The organism is Stenotrophomonas sp. YJH_SMC_27 (assembly GCF_059369815.1).
The window spans coordinates 57,454-71,600 of sequence record NZ_JCAFTA010000003.1; the positions used below are offsets into that span (position 1 = coordinate 57,454).

Below are 14,147 nucleotides of genomic sequence, written 5' to 3' on the forward strand. Positions count from 1 at the left end.
CTGATCGCGGCCACCGGTGCACTGCCGGTGGCCGCTGCGTCTCCCGCTCCTCCACTGATGTGGATCGCGGTGACGCTGGCCGCAGCCACGGCACTGGCCTGGCTGCTGCGCCGCCCCAGCGCACAGGCCGCATGGCCACGCATCGGTTTCGGGGTCGCCCTGCTGCTGTTCTGCGCCGCACTGGCGCTGCAGCTGGCAGTGGACCTGGGCAGCGGCCACAGCTCGCTGCAGCTGCGCCTGCATCGCGGCGTCAACGGCGGATCGCTGGTCGGCCTGCGCACGATGGTGGCGTGCTATCTGGCAGCGCTCGCCACCGGCGGCTGGGGCGCATGGAAGCTGTTGCGCCGGCGCAGGTAGTGCCGGCCGCTGATCGGCAATCGGTAATCGGCAATCGGCAATCGGCAATCGGTAGAGTCGACTGTTAGTCGACTGCTCTCTCGGTCGGCACCGAAAAACCCGCGCTGCGCGCGATAGTCGACTATCAGTCGACTCTACCCGCGGCGGAATGACATGACACCCCGCCGATCCCGATCCTCAACGGCGGGCCGCTTCGCTCTTGTCGCGCGCGCCGCGGAACTCCGATTCCTTTTCCCACGTCGGCCAGCGGCGGCTGTTGGCCAGCTCGGCGCCCAGGTCGTAGACCAGCAGCGTGTCGGCAGCGTGGCCGCTCGGGTCCCAGCTCGGCGTCCAGGCATCGCAGGCCTGGTGGTAGCAGTCGGCGAAGTACTTCTCGCGCAGCGCGCGCCCGGCTTCAACCCCACCTTCCAGCTTGTCCAGGCCCGGGCCGATGGTGATCGCTGGCACGCCCAGGCGGGCAAAGGCGAAGTGGTCGGCGCGGTAGAAGAAGCCGGCTTCCAGGTTCGGATCCGGGCTGTAGCTGCGGCCGCGGGCCTTGGCCACGCGTTCCAGGTCGCCTTCCAGCGACACCCGGCCCTTGCCCCACGAGGCGATGTCGCGGGTCGGGCCATCCGGGCTGAACATTTCGATGTTCAGCACCGCAGCGGTCTTGTCCAGCGGCGCCAGCGGATGCGCGGCGTAGTAGCTGGCGCCCAGCAGGCCCTTCTCTTCGGCGGTCAGTGCTACGAAGTACAGCGTGCGCTGCGGCTGCGGGCCAGCGGCGAACACGCGGCCCAGTTCCAGCACCGTGGCCACGCCGGTGGCATTGTCGATCGCACCACGACGGATGCGGTCACCCTTGGCGTCGGGCTGGCCGACACCGAACGCATCCCAGTGCGCGGAGAAGATCACCGCCTCGTCGCCATGCTCGCCACCGGGCAGCTTGGCCACCACGTTGCGGGTCACCACCTGCTCGCGCTTGAGCGCGAAATCCACGCTCAGCTTGGCGTTGTCCAGCGCCACCGGGCGAAAGTCGGCACGCATTGCCTTGCGCTTCTCCGCATCGAAGTCGAGGCCGGCGTCGGCGAAGATCGCCTCGGCCAGCTCGCGCTGCATCCAGCCGCGCAGCGGCGTGTGCTGCGCCATCGCCTCGGCCTGGCTGCGTTCGATGTCGAACAGCGGCGAGGTACCCGAGCTCTTCACCGTGGCCCAGCCATAGGCGGCTGGCGCGGTCTCGTGCACGATCAGCACGCCCTCGGCGCCACGGCGTGCGGCTTCCTCGAACTTGTAGGTCCAGCGGCCGTAGTAGGTCACCGCCTTGCCGTCGAACGCGCCCGGCGCATCGGCTTCGAAATCGGCGTCGTTGATCAGCACCACGGCGATCTTGCCGTGCAGGTCCACGTCCTTGTAGTCGTTCCAGTGGCGTTCCGGCGCATCAATGCCGTAACCGACGAACACCAACGGTGCATCCTTGATCTGCACGCGCTTGCGCGGCTGCAGGCTCTGCAGGGTTACGTCCACGCCATTGGCCAGCGCACGCTTGCCCTGCTTCAGCGACAGGCTGGCCTTGGCCGCGCCCTCCAGCTGCGCGCGCACCAGCGGCACCGGCTGCACCCAGCTGCCGTCCACGCCGCCCGGCTGCAGGCCATAGCTGCGGAACTGCTCGATCAGGTACTGCACCGTGCGCTCTTCGCCCTCGGTGGCCGGTGCGCGGCCCTCGAACTCATCCGACGCCAGCACGCGCACGTGCCGCGACAGTGCCTGCGGATCGATGCCGCCACCGGGAAGGTCATTGGCCGCATGGGCCAGGCCACCGACGAACAGGCAGGACGACAGCAGCAACACGCGCATCGGATTCACGGCAGTACCACGGCTAGCTTGGAAGTCACCAGAGTGTAACGTGGTCGTGACATCGCGGTGCAGCGTGAGCTTGCGTCATCCACGCATGGCGTGGAGCTACCGACGGATGCGATCCAGCCAGCAGGCCAGGCCCTGCGCGTTGAGTTCGATGTCCATCGCCAGCACCGCAGTCACCGCCGCATCGTCCAGCGCACAGCCATGCAGCTGCGCACGTTCCAGGTACAGCGCCTGCAGTGCAGCCAGCAGGCAGCGGTGACGGTCCGGCCGGCCGTCGCACTGGCGGCCGATGGCGGCCATCGCATCGATCTGCTCGAACAGGTCGTTGGCCAGTTTCTCCACCTGTTCCACACGACCGTAGTGGGTCAGGTACATCGCCTGCGGGCCGTAGCCCAGCATGCGCCGGATCGAGGCCTTCATCGCTTCCGGGTCGAACTGTACCGGCGACGACGTCGGGAAGATGAAGGCCCCCTGCGCGCTGTCCAGCTCGCGGTAGGAAATGCCGAAGGTATCGCCGGTGAACCAGCTGCGGCTTCGTGCATCCCATACGCAGTAGTGGTGCAGTGCGTGGCCCGGCGTGTGCAGCAATACCAGCTCGCGGCCGGCCAGGTCGATACGGTGGCCGTCCTCGGCCACCACCACACGATGTTCGGGAATGGTCTCGATACGACCATAGCTGCGAGCGATTTCCTCGGCGCCATACACCGCCGTAGCACCGGCGATCAGCCGGGTCGGGTCGATCATGTGCGGTGCACCGCGCGGGTGCAGCACCGCCTTTGCGTTCGGCAGCTGCTGCATGAGCAGGCCGGCGCCGCCGGCGTGGTCCAGATGCACGTGCGTGAGCAGCAACCAGTCCACCGCGTCCACGCCCAGGCCGGCATCCGCCAGCGCCTGCAGCATCGCCGGCACCGACAGGCCGGTACCGCAATCGACAAAGGCCGCGCGGCCGCTTTCAACGATCAGGTAAGCCGCGTCGAAGTCGGGGCGCTGGAAACCGGTATCGATGGTATGGATGCTGGGGTCGGCGGTCATCGGCACGCACCTGGCAGTCTCGGAAACAGACACCATGGTAGGCGCGCAGGCAACCCGGCTTCGATGCGGCTTTGGTCGAGGGGCGCTTCTGTAGAGCCGAGCCCACGCTCGGCTGCCATTCTGTCAGGCATCAGCCGAGCATAGGCTCGGCTCTACAGCGGCACGCGAATCGAGCATGGCTCGACTCTACAAAGGCGGGACTACCGGTCCAGCCATCGCGGCCGCAGCAGCAACGCCAGCACCAGCACCGCCAGGAACGCGCCGTAGGCGTAAAGCACCGCCAGAACCTGCGGCCAGATGGGGCCGGCACCAAGCTGTGCCATGCCGATGCGATACCCCCACAGCATCGACGCGATGCTCAGCGCGAAGGCCAGCAACAGGGTGGTGCCATCGAACAGGCGCCGCCGCGCGGTGCGCGGCTGGCGCGGGAACAGCCAGTACAGGCTGCCCAGCAGCAGGAACCAGGGCAGGAACAGCAGCAGCGACAACCAGGCCATTGCAGACTCCATGTCATCGCGCCGGAGGCGCGCGGACATCATGCCACGGGCGCTGTGCCACGGTCGTGCCGGCGGAGTGCTTCCCTGTAGAGCCGAGCCCATGCTCGGCTGCTTTGCAGCCCAGCCGAGCATGGGCTCGGCTCTACAGAGGGCAGGCAGGCCCGGCGATCAGGTCCCTTCGCGCAGCACGGCCAGGGCGGCCAGCACGGCGTCCACCTCGGCCTCAAGCTTGAACAGCTCGCTCTGCAGCTGGTCGCCCTGCTCGGCCTGCTTGATCACGGCAATCAACTGCCCGGCATCACGCGGCGAATCGAAGCCTTCGCTCTGGATCAGCAGCGTGCCGTCACCGGCGGTCAGCTTGAAGTAGAACCGGCCGTCCTTCTCACGGTACTGCTTGAACTGCGGCGGCGCCACGCGGGCCACGCCGGCATCTTCGCTGGCGATGTCGCCCGCCGTGGACAGGTCGCGCAGGCCCACGGCGTGGCGCAGTTCTTCCAGCAGCGGTGCCGCCAACTGCTCGCGCAGCTGCTGGCCACGGCGCTTGAGCAGCGCTTCGATTTTCTCCGGCTCGGCCATCAGCGCGTTGTAGCGCTCGCGCAGCGGCGACAGTTCGCTGTCGATGCGCTCGAACAGCTGCTGCTTGGCATCGCCCCAGCTGATGCCCGCAGCGAACGCCTTGGCGAATTCCGCGGTCTGTTCCGGGGTGGCGAACGCCTGGTACATCTGGAACAGCGCCGAGCCTTCGGTGTCCTTCGGCTCACCCGGCGCGCGCGAGTCGGTCAGGATCGAGAACACCAGCTTCTTCAGCTCCTCGCGCGGCACGAACAGCGGAATGGTGTTGTGGTAGCTCTTGCTCATCTTGCGGCCATCCAGGCCCGCCAGGGTCGCCACCTGTTCGTCGATTACCACCTCCGGCAGCGGGAAGTACTCCTTGCCGTACACGTGGTTGAAGCGCTGGGCAAAATCGCGCGCCATTTCGATGTGCTGGATCTGGTCACGGCCCACCGGTACCTGGTTGGCCTTGAAGATCAGGATGTCGGCAGCCATCAGCACCGGGTACATGAACAAGCCGGCGCTGACACCTGCGTCCTCGTCCAGACCTTCCTCGCGGTTCTTGTCCACCGCCGCCTTGTAGGCATGCGCGCGATTGAGGATGCCCTTGCTGGCGATGGCGGTCAGGAACCACATCAGCTCCGTCGTCTCGCGGATGTCGCTCTGGCGGTAGAACCACACGTGTTCCGGGTCCAGGCCGCAGGCCAGCCAGCTGGCTGCGATCTCCAGGGTCGCGCGCTGGGTGCGCTGCGGGTCCTGCGACTTGATCAGGCTGTGCAGGTCGGCCAGGAAGAAGAAGCTCTCGATCCCCGGCGCGCGGCTGGCCGCGATGGCCGGACGGATGGCGCCAACGTAGTTGCCCAGGTGGGGCGTGCCGGAGGGGGTGATGCCGGTAAGGACTCGGGTGGTCATGACTGCGTGGGGTAACCTTCGATGAACGGGGCCAGTTTACCTTGCACGCCACCAACCCCGTCAGGGCCCGCGGCGCGTTCATTCACGCAACCCCGCTGGAGACGCCCGATGAAACGCCTGCTGCCCCTGCTGCTTATCCTGCCTCTGGCCGGCTTCCGCCCGGCCCCGATGCCGCCGCCGGTCTACGAGGGCGGCCCCGTGCGCATGGCCCTGGTCGACCGCGACCGCGGCACCGAACTGCGCAGCTACCCCGCCGAGGGCCAGCGCTGGGTGGCCGGTGAGCGCGGGCACCGCTACGCCGTGCGCCTGTACAACGACAGCCCCCGCCGGGTGCTGGTGGTGCTGTCGGTGGACGGCGTCAACGCCATCTCCGGCGAAGATGCCGATCCCTCTCAGACCGGTTACGTGCTCAACCCCGGACAGCGCGCCGACATCACCGGCTGGCGCAAGAGCCAGGACGAAGTGGCGCAGTTCGTCTTCAGCAGCCCCAGCGGCAGCTATGCCAGCCGCACCGGCCGCCCCGACAACATCGGCGTGGTGGGCGTGGCCGTGTTCGAGGAAGCGCGCCGCTGGCGCCCTGAGCCGATCCTGCGCCGGGGCCTGCCACCGCCGGCCCCGGCTGCACAGGCCGAAGCGGCCGCCGATGCCAGCGCCAGCCGCATCGAGGGCTACGCCAGCAAGCCGCAGGCGCCGGCGCTGGGCACCGGCCACGGCGCGCGCGAGCAGTCCTCGGTGCGCGATACCGAGTTCGAGCGCGCCAGCCGCAGCCCGGCGCAGGTGTTGCAGCTGCGCTACGACAGCGCCCGCAACCTGCGCGCGCGCGGCATCCTGGTCGATTCGCCGTCACGCCTGCCGCGCGAACCGCAGGCGTTCCCCAACCGCTACGTGCCGGACCCGCCGGCACGCTGATCCTCCGCGCAGACAACACAACGCCCGCAACCTTTCGGCGCGGGCGTTGTGTCGTGGGGGAAACCCGGGGGCTTACTTGTAATCCGGGTAATCCTTGCGCACGCTGTCTTCGAAATCCCGGACTTCCTTCTCGGCGCGGTCCTTGGCCCAGCCATAGCGCTCCTGCAGGCGACCGGCCAGGTATTCGGCATTGCCTTCGGCCACATCGAAATCGTCGTTGGTCAGATCGCCCCACTTGGCCTGGGCCTTGCCCTTCAGCTGCGACCACTTGCCGGAAATGATGTCTTTGTTCATTGCTGGGAGTCCTTGGTTGCAACGGCGTTCTTACCGTGGTTCCAGCTTCGCGCAGTCGCTGTTGAGTACCGGTCAACCAGCAATGAAATGCGTGCTCACCTGCTTGAATGGTTCACTCCGCTTGCACAGCCGTGCGTGGCAGCGTGCAAGAAAAAAGGCCGGGGATGATCCCCGGCCTTTTTCCTTCCGTTCCGCGCCGGGCTCAGTTGCCCTTGGCGGCATCCTCAACCTTCTCACCGGCCTTCTGCACGTCCTTGCCGGCACCGGCCACAGTGTTGCAACCGGCCAGCAGGGCCACCGAGAACATCGACAACAGCATCAGGGCAACTACGCGCTTCATGGGCTTCTCCTTGGGTTTGCCGCTACACCGCTTCATTCGCGGATGGGATTCTTTCGCTCAGCGGGAGAAGGCCAATGCCCGCCGCCGCCGCGTGACGTGCAATCTGGCGGCAGGGGCGTGGAGCGGGTGTGAACGGATCGGCGATCCGTTCAGGCGGTTGCCTCAGTCGCGCATCAGGGTGGACTTGCCGAACAGGCTCTCGACCAGGTCCACGGCCAGTTCGGCGGTGGCATTCTGCTTGTCCAGCAAGGGGTTGAGCTCGACGATGTCCAGCGACCCCATGCACCCGGTGTCAGCGATCATCTCCATCACCAACTGCGCCTCGCGGTAGTTCACCCCACCCGGCACCGTGGTGCCCACGCCCGGCGCGATGCTCGGGTCGAGGAAGTCGACGTCGAAGCTGACATGCAGGTGGGTGTTCTCGTCGATGCCCGCCAGTGCTGCTTCGACCGTGCGCTTCATGCCGTTCTCGTCGATGTAGCGCATGTCGTAGACATCCACCTTGTGGGTCTTGATCAGGCGCTTCTCTTCCGGGTCCACCGAACGGATGCCGATCTGGTGCACCTGGGTGGGAGTGATCGCCGGTGCGCTGCCGCCGAGGTGGGTCAGCGCCTCCGGGCCGAGGCCGCACAGGCAGGCCACCGGCATGCCGTGGATGTTGCCCGAGGGGGTGACATCGCTGGTATTGAAATCGGAATGTGCATCCAGCCACAGCACGCGCAGGGTCTTTCCCTGCTCGCGGCACCAGCGTGCCACGGCAGTGATCGAACCGATTCCCAGGCAGTGGTCGCCGCCGAGCATGATCGGCATGCGCCCGGCCTGCAACTCGGCATAGCTGGCTTCCATCAGTGCGTGGTTCCACGCCACCACTTCATCCAGGTGGCGATAGCCTTCCACCGGCGCGGTCCACGGGTTGCGCGGGCCATCCAGGTTACCCAGGTCACGCACGTCCACGCCGCGCGCTTCCAGCGCCTCCGGCAGGCCCGCCACGCGCAGCGCTTCCGGCCCCAGCCGTGCACCGCGATGGCCCGCACCGACATCGGTGGGAACGCCGATCAGGGATACGGAAATGGGATGGGCCATGGGTGCCTCCTTGCGGGGGAAAAAGAAGCACAGTCTAGCTAGAGCTGTGTGACACCACTCGCGGCGGTGCAGCAGGGCATTGGCATGGCATGATGCCGCGCGGACCCAACCGCCCTTCATGGAAGATTGCGATGTCGCCCTTCATCAATACCGCCTGGCCACGCTTTTTCACCGTGGCGCTGCCGGTCGCCGTTTTTGCGGTTTTTTTGAGCAACTCGATCGATGCGTCGCCGAATGGCTGGCTGATGCAGGCGACACTGCTGCTGGTGCCGTTCTCGACCCTGGTATTCCTCGGGTTGGGCTGGCAGCGTCTGCGCAAGGCACACGCTGAATACCCGATTCTGAAAAGCGAACTGCACCGTATGCTGGCGGCGTTGATCGGCAACGTGAAGGTGGCCGCGCTGTGGTTCGGCCTGACCTTCGTTGGTATGTTCACCCTGATGCTGGCGTGGGTGTTGCTGTATAGGTCCTGCGGCTGAAGCCTGTCCCAACCCGCTGCGCGCTCAGCGTCCGCGGCGGCGCACCGGCGTCACGCTCTGCACCTGGCCGTTGTTGCGCATCATGCACAGGAAGCGGCCATCGGGGTAATCGATGATCAGTTCCTGGTAATCGCTGCCCACAGGCATCTGGGTGACCAGGGCGCCCTGCGCGCCCTTGCGCATGTTGCAGGCGCCCAACGCGGTATCGCCTGTCGGCGCGGGGGTAGTCACCGAGGACACATTGCGGAACACCGCGCGGCAGCCGCCATTGACCCACACCGAGTGCCGCGACAGGCCCCAGTTCTTGCCCTCCTCGCAGCGGGTACGGCTGAGCTGGCGCACGATTTCCACGTTGCCACGGGTGTTCAGATCGCAAGAGACCTGCTGCTGGCCGGTGGATTCGCAGGTGACTTCGCGCGGTAGCGCGGCATCCCCGGCGGCAGCGTCGCGAGGGCGGGCGCTGTTTGCGGCGGGCGCAGGCGCACCACTGCTACTGACCTGGCAGATGCCATTGGCGCCGCCACGGCCGGTGTAGCTGATCTGCGGCGCGCCGTCGTCGTTGCGGCTGATCGACAGGGTGATGCCGCTGTTGGCATCGCGTGCTTCGAAATAGCGGTCGTTGAAGCGCTTCAGCGTGGCCTCGCGGCCCTGCACGTAGACCGGGCCGCCTTCGTCGGCGTGCACGTCGATGCCGCCCGGGCAGCTGGCGTTGAAGAAAGGCACGGCAGCCATGGCCGGGGCCACGAAAGCAGCGGACAACAGTGCGACGGTGAGCGACAGGGCATGGCGACGCATGTGCTTATCCCGAAGGGGCCCAGGGCGGGCGTGTAGCGGAAGTATGCGGTGGGGCGCTGCGGGCTGTCCGTGAGGAATATCAAGATCCTGGGCGCGCGTTGGCACTTTTGGGTCTGGTATCGTTGCCTTGGTGCCTTGCCGAGGCTGTTAAGCCAGCTTTACGTCGCACGCTACTGTAAGCCGTGCGGCAACAGTGGCGCAGCCCGGATGACCGATGATGACGGCGCTGCGCGATATGTCGCTTCTGGCATTGCGATGCTCGAAACGGGCCAAACGCGATAATTCATTTTTCCTTTCAGATCACCCGATGCCATCGAAACAAACGACTGGCAGGCGGTGATTTCACGTGCGCATGATGAATCGCCACCTGCAAAGGTGGTCGGGACTTCCAAGCCCGTGTAATCGAAGCTGTATACGCTTGCCAGCCGGCGCCGTCTTCCCAAAAGCGGCGCCGGCTGGCAATCCGTTCGCCGATCGACGGCGGGCGGTGCGTGGGGGCCCTGTGCCCGCCGGCTCATCGATTTCCGGTCTTGGAAGCCACGCATCGCCCGCCACCCTCTTCGGGTGGCACCTCTGTTGCCGACGAGGATGCCCGCATGCCCAAGCCCCATCACCCGTACCTGACCGCCACCCTGGGCGAGGCTGCCTTGCGCCTGCCCCCCGAACTGGCGCAGCCGTTGGAAGCTGCTTTCGCTGCCGCGAACGAGGCGCCCGCGCCCATCAACCTGCCCGGCTGCCTGCAGCGCATCCAGGCCGGTGACGCCGCCGATGGACAGCCGTGGCAGGGACCGGCAGGCACACCTGGCGACGCCGTGGCTGCCGCACGCAGGGACCGCGCCGCAGTGGGCCTGGTATCGCTGCTGGAGCTGTACCACGCCGCAGAGCGCGTGCGCGTGGACGGGGAAGAGAAGGACGACATCGGCGATGGCACGCGCGAGGGTCTGATGCTGGCCTGCCGGGGGCTGGCGGAGTATGTGGCGTTGCAGGTGGGTGGGGCTCAGTAATTCAGAACATTGAGATGCCCAATGCACAGGTTCACAACGTCACTGCCCCGGCTAGCGAATCAGGCAGACCCGCTGCTGGAATGAGCGCACCCTATCCAAACCTGAAGCCTGTTCTCGTTGAGCTGCGGCTGGACGAAGTGGATTCGCGCGCCGGCGCTGTTGCCGAGTTGATCGCCTCCACCGCACGCCCCATGGCGCTCTCGATAAGCCCTGAAGTCATGTGGTACAGCTTCGTGCTGAATGACAGAGCCATCACCCGGATCCGTCCTGGAACGCGGACGAATTGCACGATCTCATTCATCAATTACGAAGGTGCGAAGGAGGTGTTCACTTGTGGCACGTCGGCCGCCTTCGGAGATGGATCGTCGACAAGGGGGTTGATCCGCATCATCCGGTTTGATTGAGACTGATCGCACCTGACTTCTTGAGGCGGCGGAAGTGGAGCGCAGTGCCTTGATGCCTCACGCGGCACTGGCATGCAGACGCACACCCAAGGCACGGGTCACCTTCAGGATGGTGGCGAAATCGGGGCTGCGTTCGCCGGACAGTGCGCGGTAAAGACTCTCGCGCGACAGGCCCGCCGCGCGCGCAACCTTGCTCATACCCTGAGCGCGCGCGATGTCGCCGAGCGCCTTGGCAATGAACGCGGAATCGCCGTCGCTTTCCTCGATGCAGGCGTCGAGATAGGCGGCCATTTCTTCGGGTGTCCGAAGGTGTTCGGCCACATCAAATGCTTTGAGTTCGACTTTTTTCTTGGTGGCCATGATGGAACAGCTCCAGTACTTCGGTATTGATTCGTTTCGACTACAGCCGGTTCGACGCTCACAGGGCACGTGCAATCTCCCTGGCCTTTTCGATATCGCGATGCTGTGAGCTTTTGTCACCTCCGACCAAAAGAATCAGCAACTGCCTGCCGCGCTGGGTGTAGTACAGGCGGTAGCCCGGCCCTGCATCGATACGCAGTTCGGAAATACCGTCCCCCAGACGGCGGTGATCACCCGGATGGCCTTCGGCGAGCCGACCGATACGGGCCAGGATGCGAGCGCGTGCAGTTACGTCCTTGAGAGCGTCAATCCATGTCGCGAACTGACGGGTACGCTGGATCTTCATGGAAAAATGTAGCCTACTGGCTACACATTTTCAACTACGAGAAACGCGCATCAACCACGAAGCACGCGCACAGGCAGGTGGGACGCGCCTCGTCAGGTGCAAGATGAGATAACAGCAAGGAAGGAAAAGAACGGGAGAGACGCAGCAGGGAGCAGTGCTCGACCGATTACTGCGCCGCCATGTCGAGCTGCACAACTGGAGTGTGGTGGTGCCGCTTATCCGAATCGAACGGATGACCTACTGTTTACAAGACAGTTGCTCTACCAACTGAGCTAAAGCGGCATGGGTGGTGCACCGGCGGCAGCGCCGCGGTCCGGGGATTCTAGCGCAACCTTGCGCATTCCAGCGACCGGCTCTGTGCCGCCCCGCTGCGCTGCTGGGCCTGGCCCGGCTGCGTGCCCGCCGCCAGTTGCGCTTCCAGCCACCACTGGCCGGCGTCGCCGCTGGCCACCAGGCGCGGCTGGAAGCCGGCGGCCTGCACCGCCGCCATGCGCCGCTCGGCGCCTTCGCGGTTGCGGTACTGGCCCAGCGCCACGGCGTTGGCCTCCTCGCCCTGGCTGATGATGTAGTAGTCGCTCAGGCCGGCGGCGACGATGCGCTTCACCGTGGCCTGGGCCTCTTCGCGGCTGGCGGCTGCCGGCAGCATCACCCGGTAGCGGGCGCTGCCGCTGGCAGCGGGCTGTTCGCGCAGGCGTACCTGGCTGAGCAGCGTGCCGGCCTTGCCCTGCGCGCTGGTCGCGGCCGCACGGTCGGCGAACGGGCCCAGCGCAACGCAGCGCGGCGGCTCGGCGGCCGCGGGCGGGGTTGCGGGTTTCTCCGGTGCCGGAACGGGTGCAGACGGTGTTACCGGCTTGGCAGCGGCCGCAACCGGCGTAGCCTCAGCTACCTGCGGCTTGGGAATTTCCGGCTTGGCCGGAACAGCCGGCGCCGGCGTTGCAGCCACTGCGGTCTTCGCGGCCGGCTCGCGCTCCATCAACGGCGCGGTCGGCGCGGCAGCCGTGGCTTCGGCGGCCGCGGCGGCATCCACGCCACCGGGCACCCAGCGCAGCTCGGCCACGCCCGCGGGTTGCGGTGGCGGCGCAGGCTTCTGTGGTGCATCGCGCAGCAGCCACCAGCAGGCGACGCCAAGATTGAGGATGGCCAGTACGACGATCAGGGCACGGGTCAGCATGCGCGGATACTAGCCTGCGGGCTGGTGCACCGCCCAGCGGGCGAGGCCATCCAGCACCAGCGAGGGGTGGTAGTCGGCGCCGGGCAGCAACGGCATCAGCGCCGGTGCGCCGCCCCCGTGCACCAGCAGCGACGGTGCAACGCCCAGCAGCGCGTGCCCCTGCTGGGCGCTGCGTTCGATCAGCGCCACGGCCGCACCATCGCAGCCGGAGGCGAGCGCGTCGGCGGTGTCGTTGGCGAATTCGCTGTAGTCACCGCCGGTAGCCGGCAGCTGCACCGCACGGGCATGCAGTGCTTCGCGCATGGTGGTGGGCGATGCGGAAATGCGGCCACCGTGGTGCTGGCCGTCAGCGTCGAGCAGATCAATCGTCAGTGCGGTGCCCACGCCCACCACCAGCACCGGGCGCTGCGCCTTGGCCGCGGCCAGCAGCGCCAGGAAGCGGTCGACGCCGAACTTTTCCGGCTTGGCATAGGCAATGCGCACACCGGCGCATTCGGCGCTGGTACGCACCACGTGCACGTGCTCGAAGCGACGCTGCAGCTGGTCCAGCATCGCGCTGGTCAGCGACGGTGCGGCCACGCTGGCCACGAACGCGGTGGTGCCGCTGGGCAGGCTGTGCGGCGGCTGTCCGGCCATGCCTTCGGCGCCATGCGCCCAAGCCTGCACGTCACCGGCACGATCACCCTGCAACGGCGCGAACTTGAAGCGCGAGTTGCCGAGGTCGAACAACCAATCGCTCATGCCGCCCTCACGCTGACTTCGCCGGCGTGCAGCAGGCGCTCACGGCCATCGATGCGCACGCGCAAGGCGCCGTCATCGGCCAAGCCGAGTGCGGTGCCATGCTGCCACTGCCCTTCCAGTTCCACGCGTACTTCGCGACCGGCCAGCATGTCGAACGCGGCGTAGCGCGGCAGAAAGGGAGCGAGGCCTTCGCGATCGAATTCTTCCAGTGCCGGCAGCAGGCGCGCCAGCACGGCGGCGACCACCACGTTGCGGTCCACCGGCGTGCCGGCCAGCGTGTCCAGGTCCACCCACGGCTGGGTGATCTGCTCGGCGAAGGATGGCGGCATGTGCGTGTTGATGCCGATGCCGATCACCGCGCGCGCCGGGCCGGCGTATTCGCCACCGCCTTCTGCGAGCAGGCCGACCAGCTTGCGCTTGCCATCGACGATCAGGTCGTTTGGCCACTTCAGCTGTGCCTGGGTGTAGCCCAGATCATGCAGCGCTTCGGCCACGGCGATGCCGGCCACCAGGCTCAGCCCGGCCAGGCGGCCGAGGCCACCGGAGAACAGCCGCAGCACCGACAGGTACACATGCGCGGCCAGCGGCGACGCCCACGTACGGCCGCGACGGCCGCGGCCGCCGGTCTGGCGTTCGGCCAGCAGGACGCTCACCCCGCGCTGGGGCGCGCTGCAACGCAGCAATTCGGCATTGGTCGAGTCCACCGTCCAGGCCACCTGCAGGTCGTGCAGCAGCGGCAGCACCTCGGCGGGCAGGCCGGCACGGATCGCATCCGAGTCCAGCAGGTCGACCGGGCGGGTCAGGCCATAGCCCTCGCCAGCGCGGCCTTCGATGTCCACACCGGCGGCTCTAAGTCCTTGAATACGCTTCCAAATGGCCGCCCGGGTCTGGCCCAGCTCACGGGCCAGAGCGTCGCCGGAGAGGCGACCGGCAGCGAGTTTGGCCAGCAATTGGCGGTCGTCCACGGCAGCTTCCACGAAGTCAGGAAGGAATTATGCGGGAAAGCCGCCAGCGGCGCCCGCCACGCTGGGTTCT

Annotated in this window: 18 protein-coding genes and 1 tRNA gene; 5 read left to right on the forward strand and 14 right to left on the reverse strand. The window is 66.9% G+C overall.

All coding sequences use genetic code 11. The features are described from left to right. Positions 1 to 57: 57 nt before the first annotated feature. Positions 58 to 357 carry a hypothetical protein gene (locus AC5P7R_RS06260; protein ID WP_111101777.1) on the forward strand — a complete coding sequence of 100 codons (300 nt, stop codon included), beginning with the start codon at positions 58 to 60 and terminating at the stop codon, positions 355 to 357. A gap of 177 nt (positions 358 to 534) precedes the next feature. On the opposite strand, the gene AC5P7R_RS06265 is transcribed toward AC5P7R_RS06260, so the two are convergent. The 4 genes from AC5P7R_RS06265 to AC5P7R_RS06280 form a co-directional block, all read right to left on the reverse strand. Further along, on the reverse strand, positions 535 to 2,187 hold the full coding sequence (locus tag AC5P7R_RS06265; protein WP_111101776.1) for a M28 family metallopeptidase: 1,653 nt from the start codon (positions 2,185 to 2,187) through the stop codon (positions 535 to 537). A 105-nt stretch (positions 2,188 to 2,292) separates the two neighbouring features. Beyond that, entirely contained in the window at positions 2,293 to 3,225 is a 933-nt protein-coding gene (locus AC5P7R_RS06270; RefSeq protein WP_495213793.1) for an MBL fold metallo-hydrolase, read from the reverse strand. A 200-nt stretch (positions 3,226 to 3,425) separates the two neighbouring features. Beyond that, the gene (locus tag AC5P7R_RS06275; protein WP_134735246.1) at positions 3,426 to 3,722 is read right to left on the reverse strand and encodes a hypothetical protein; all 297 of its coding nucleotides are present in this window, start codon (positions 3,720 to 3,722) and stop codon (positions 3,426 to 3,428) included. A 168-nt stretch (positions 3,723 to 3,890) separates the two neighbouring features. After that, entirely contained in the window at positions 3,891 to 5,186 is a 1,296-nt protein-coding gene (locus AC5P7R_RS06280; RefSeq protein WP_227854334.1) for a tryptophan--tRNA ligase, read from the reverse strand. A gap of 108 nt (positions 5,187 to 5,294) precedes the next feature. Here AC5P7R_RS06280 and AC5P7R_RS06285 point away from each other — a divergent pair, with 108 nt between their 5' ends. Then, positions 5,295 to 6,095, forward strand: coding sequence for a hypothetical protein (locus tag AC5P7R_RS06285; protein WP_019661830.1), 801 nt, complete (start codon positions 5,295 to 5,297; stop codon positions 6,093 to 6,095). Positions 6,096 to 6,167: 72 nt separating this feature from the next. Here AC5P7R_RS06285 and AC5P7R_RS06290 read toward each other — a convergent pair whose 3' ends face one another. The 3 genes from AC5P7R_RS06290 to rocF all read right to left on the reverse strand — a co-directional run bounded on the left by AC5P7R_RS06290 (position 6,168) and on the right by rocF (position 7,812). Continuing rightward, positions 6,168 to 6,389 carry a CsbD family protein gene (locus AC5P7R_RS06290; protein ID WP_019661831.1) on the reverse strand — a complete coding sequence of 74 codons (222 nt, stop codon included), beginning with the start codon at positions 6,387 to 6,389 and terminating at the stop codon, positions 6,168 to 6,170. A 202-nt stretch (positions 6,390 to 6,591) separates the two neighbouring features. Next, on the reverse strand, positions 6,592 to 6,729 hold the full coding sequence (locus AC5P7R_RS06295) for an entericidin A/B family lipoprotein (protein ID WP_019661832.1): 138 nt from the start codon (positions 6,727 to 6,729) through the stop codon (positions 6,592 to 6,594). Between the two features lie 162 nt (positions 6,730 to 6,891). Next, the gene (rocF, locus tag AC5P7R_RS06300; protein WP_227854335.1) at positions 6,892 to 7,812 is read right to left on the reverse strand and encodes an arginase; all 921 of its coding nucleotides are present in this window, start codon (positions 7,810 to 7,812) and stop codon (positions 6,892 to 6,894) included. Between the two features lie 131 nt (positions 7,813 to 7,943). Here rocF and AC5P7R_RS06305 point away from each other — a divergent pair, with 131 nt between their 5' ends. Further along, positions 7,944 to 8,291: a hypothetical protein gene (locus tag AC5P7R_RS06305; RefSeq protein WP_057503835.1), complete on the forward strand. Its 348-nt coding sequence runs from the start codon at positions 7,944 to 7,946 to the stop codon at positions 8,289 to 8,291. A 24-nt stretch (positions 8,292 to 8,315) separates the two neighbouring features. Here AC5P7R_RS06305 and AC5P7R_RS06310 read toward each other — a convergent pair whose 3' ends face one another. Next, positions 8,316 to 9,086: a DUF3011 domain-containing protein gene (locus tag AC5P7R_RS06310; RefSeq protein ID WP_188250544.1), complete on the reverse strand. Its 771-nt coding sequence runs from the start codon at positions 9,084 to 9,086 to the stop codon at positions 8,316 to 8,318. Between the two features lie 596 nt (positions 9,087 to 9,682). On the opposite strand from AC5P7R_RS06310, the gene AC5P7R_RS06315 reads away from it, so the two are divergent. Together AC5P7R_RS06315 and AC5P7R_RS06320 are read left to right on the forward strand one after the other, a co-directional pair. Continuing rightward, the gene (locus tag AC5P7R_RS06315) at positions 9,683 to 10,090 is read left to right on the forward strand and encodes a hypothetical protein (RefSeq protein WP_134729679.1); all 408 of its coding nucleotides are present in this window, start codon (positions 9,683 to 9,685) and stop codon (positions 10,088 to 10,090) included. Between the two features lie 80 nt (positions 10,091 to 10,170). Further along, positions 10,171 to 10,494: a hypothetical protein gene (locus AC5P7R_RS06320; RefSeq protein WP_062606011.1), complete on the forward strand. Its 324-nt coding sequence runs from the start codon at positions 10,171 to 10,173 to the stop codon at positions 10,492 to 10,494. A 57-nt stretch (positions 10,495 to 10,551) separates the two neighbouring features. Here AC5P7R_RS06320 and AC5P7R_RS06325 read toward each other — a convergent pair whose 3' ends face one another. From AC5P7R_RS06325 to birA, 6 genes are all read right to left on the reverse strand, one after another. Then, on the reverse strand, positions 10,552 to 10,854 hold the full coding sequence (locus tag AC5P7R_RS06325; RefSeq protein ID WP_058979789.1) for an addiction module antidote protein: 303 nt from the start codon (positions 10,852 to 10,854) through the stop codon (positions 10,552 to 10,554). A 58-nt stretch (positions 10,855 to 10,912) separates the two neighbouring features. Continuing rightward, positions 10,913 to 11,200, reverse strand: a complete 288-nt coding sequence (locus tag AC5P7R_RS06330; protein ID WP_111097688.1) for a type II toxin-antitoxin system RelE/ParE family toxin — start codon at positions 11,198 to 11,200, stop codon at positions 10,913 to 10,915. Between the two features lie 206 nt (positions 11,201 to 11,406). Further along, positions 11,407 to 11,482: transfer RNA gene (locus AC5P7R_RS06335), tRNA-Thr, on the reverse strand. Positions 11,483 to 11,522: 40 nt separating this feature from the next. Further along, a complete protein-coding gene (locus tag AC5P7R_RS06340) occupies positions 11,523 to 12,371 on the reverse strand; it encodes an SPOR domain-containing protein (RefSeq protein WP_227854336.1) in 849 nt (282 codons plus the stop codon). 9 nt (positions 12,372 to 12,380) lie between these two features. Continuing rightward, positions 12,381 to 13,112 (reverse strand): type III pantothenate kinase, encoded by a 732-nt coding sequence (locus AC5P7R_RS06345; RefSeq protein ID WP_019661840.1) that lies wholly within the window; start codon positions 13,110 to 13,112, stop codon positions 12,381 to 12,383. Beyond that, a complete protein-coding gene (gene birA / locus AC5P7R_RS06350; protein WP_227854337.1) occupies positions 13,109 to 14,077 on the reverse strand; it encodes a bifunctional biotin--[acetyl-CoA-carboxylase] ligase/biotin operon repressor BirA in 969 nt (322 codons plus the stop codon). The genes AC5P7R_RS06345 and birA overlap by 4 nt, the downstream gene beginning before the upstream one ends. Between the last annotated feature and the right edge of the window lie 70 nt (positions 14,078 to 14,147).

What these genes read in the sequence shown, in the direction of transcription:
- AC5P7R_RS06295 (WP_019661832.1), bottom strand. Translation starts at nt 6,729, where the DNA reads ATGAAGCGCGTAGTTGCCCTGATGCTGTTGTCGATGTTCTCGGTGGCC.
- AC5P7R_RS06320 (WP_062606011.1), top strand. Translation starts at nt 10,171, where the DNA reads ATGAGCGCACCCTATCCAAACCTGAAGCCTGTTCTCGTTGAGCTGCGG.
- AC5P7R_RS06290 (WP_019661831.1), bottom strand. Translation starts at nt 6,389, where the DNA reads ATGAACAAAGACATCATTTCCGGCAAGTGGTCGCAGCTGAAGGGCAAG.
- AC5P7R_RS06340 (WP_227854336.1), bottom strand. Translation starts at nt 12,371, where the DNA reads ATGCTGACCCGTGCCCTGATCGTCGTACTGGCCATCCTCAATCTTGGC.
- AC5P7R_RS06305 (WP_057503835.1), top strand. Translation starts at nt 7,944, where the DNA reads ATGTCGCCCTTCATCAATACCGCCTGGCCACGCTTTTTCACCGTGGCG.
- AC5P7R_RS06280 (WP_227854334.1), bottom strand. Translation starts at nt 5,186, where the DNA reads ATGACCACCCGAGTCCTTACCGGCATCACCCCCTCCGGCACGCCCCAC.
- rocF (WP_227854335.1), bottom strand. Translation starts at nt 7,812, where the DNA reads ATGGCCCATCCCATTTCCGTATCCCTGATCGGCGTTCCCACCGATGTC.
- AC5P7R_RS06325 (WP_058979789.1), bottom strand. Translation starts at nt 10,854, where the DNA reads ATGGCCACCAAGAAAAAAGTCGAACTCAAAGCATTTGATGTGGCCGAA.
- AC5P7R_RS06330 (WP_111097688.1), bottom strand. Translation starts at nt 11,200, where the DNA reads ATGAAGATCCAGCGTACCCGTCAGTTCGCGACATGGATTGACGCTCTC.
- AC5P7R_RS06285 (WP_019661830.1), top strand. Translation starts at nt 5,295, where the DNA reads ATGAAACGCCTGCTGCCCCTGCTGCTTATCCTGCCTCTGGCCGGCTTC.
- AC5P7R_RS06265 (WP_111101776.1), bottom strand. Translation starts at nt 2,187, where the DNA reads ATGCGCGTGTTGCTGCTGTCGTCCTGCCTGTTCGTCGGTGGCCTGGCC.
- AC5P7R_RS06270 (WP_495213793.1), bottom strand. Translation starts at nt 3,225, where the DNA reads ATGACCGCCGACCCCAGCATCCATACCATCGATACCGGTTTCCAGCGC.
- AC5P7R_RS06275 (WP_134735246.1), bottom strand. Translation starts at nt 3,722, where the DNA reads ATGGCCTGGTTGTCGCTGCTGCTGTTCCTGCCCTGGTTCCTGCTGCTG.
- AC5P7R_RS06260 (WP_111101777.1), top strand. Translation starts at nt 58, where the DNA reads ATGTGGATCGCGGTGACGCTGGCCGCAGCCACGGCACTGGCCTGGCTG.
- AC5P7R_RS06345 (WP_019661840.1), bottom strand. Translation starts at nt 13,112, where the DNA reads ATGAGCGATTGGTTGTTCGACCTCGGCAACTCGCGCTTCAAGTTCGCG.
- AC5P7R_RS06315 (WP_134729679.1), top strand. Translation starts at nt 9,683, where the DNA reads ATGCCCAAGCCCCATCACCCGTACCTGACCGCCACCCTGGGCGAGGCT.
- AC5P7R_RS06310 (WP_188250544.1), bottom strand. Translation starts at nt 9,086, where the DNA reads ATGCGTCGCCATGCCCTGTCGCTCACCGTCGCACTGTTGTCCGCTGCT.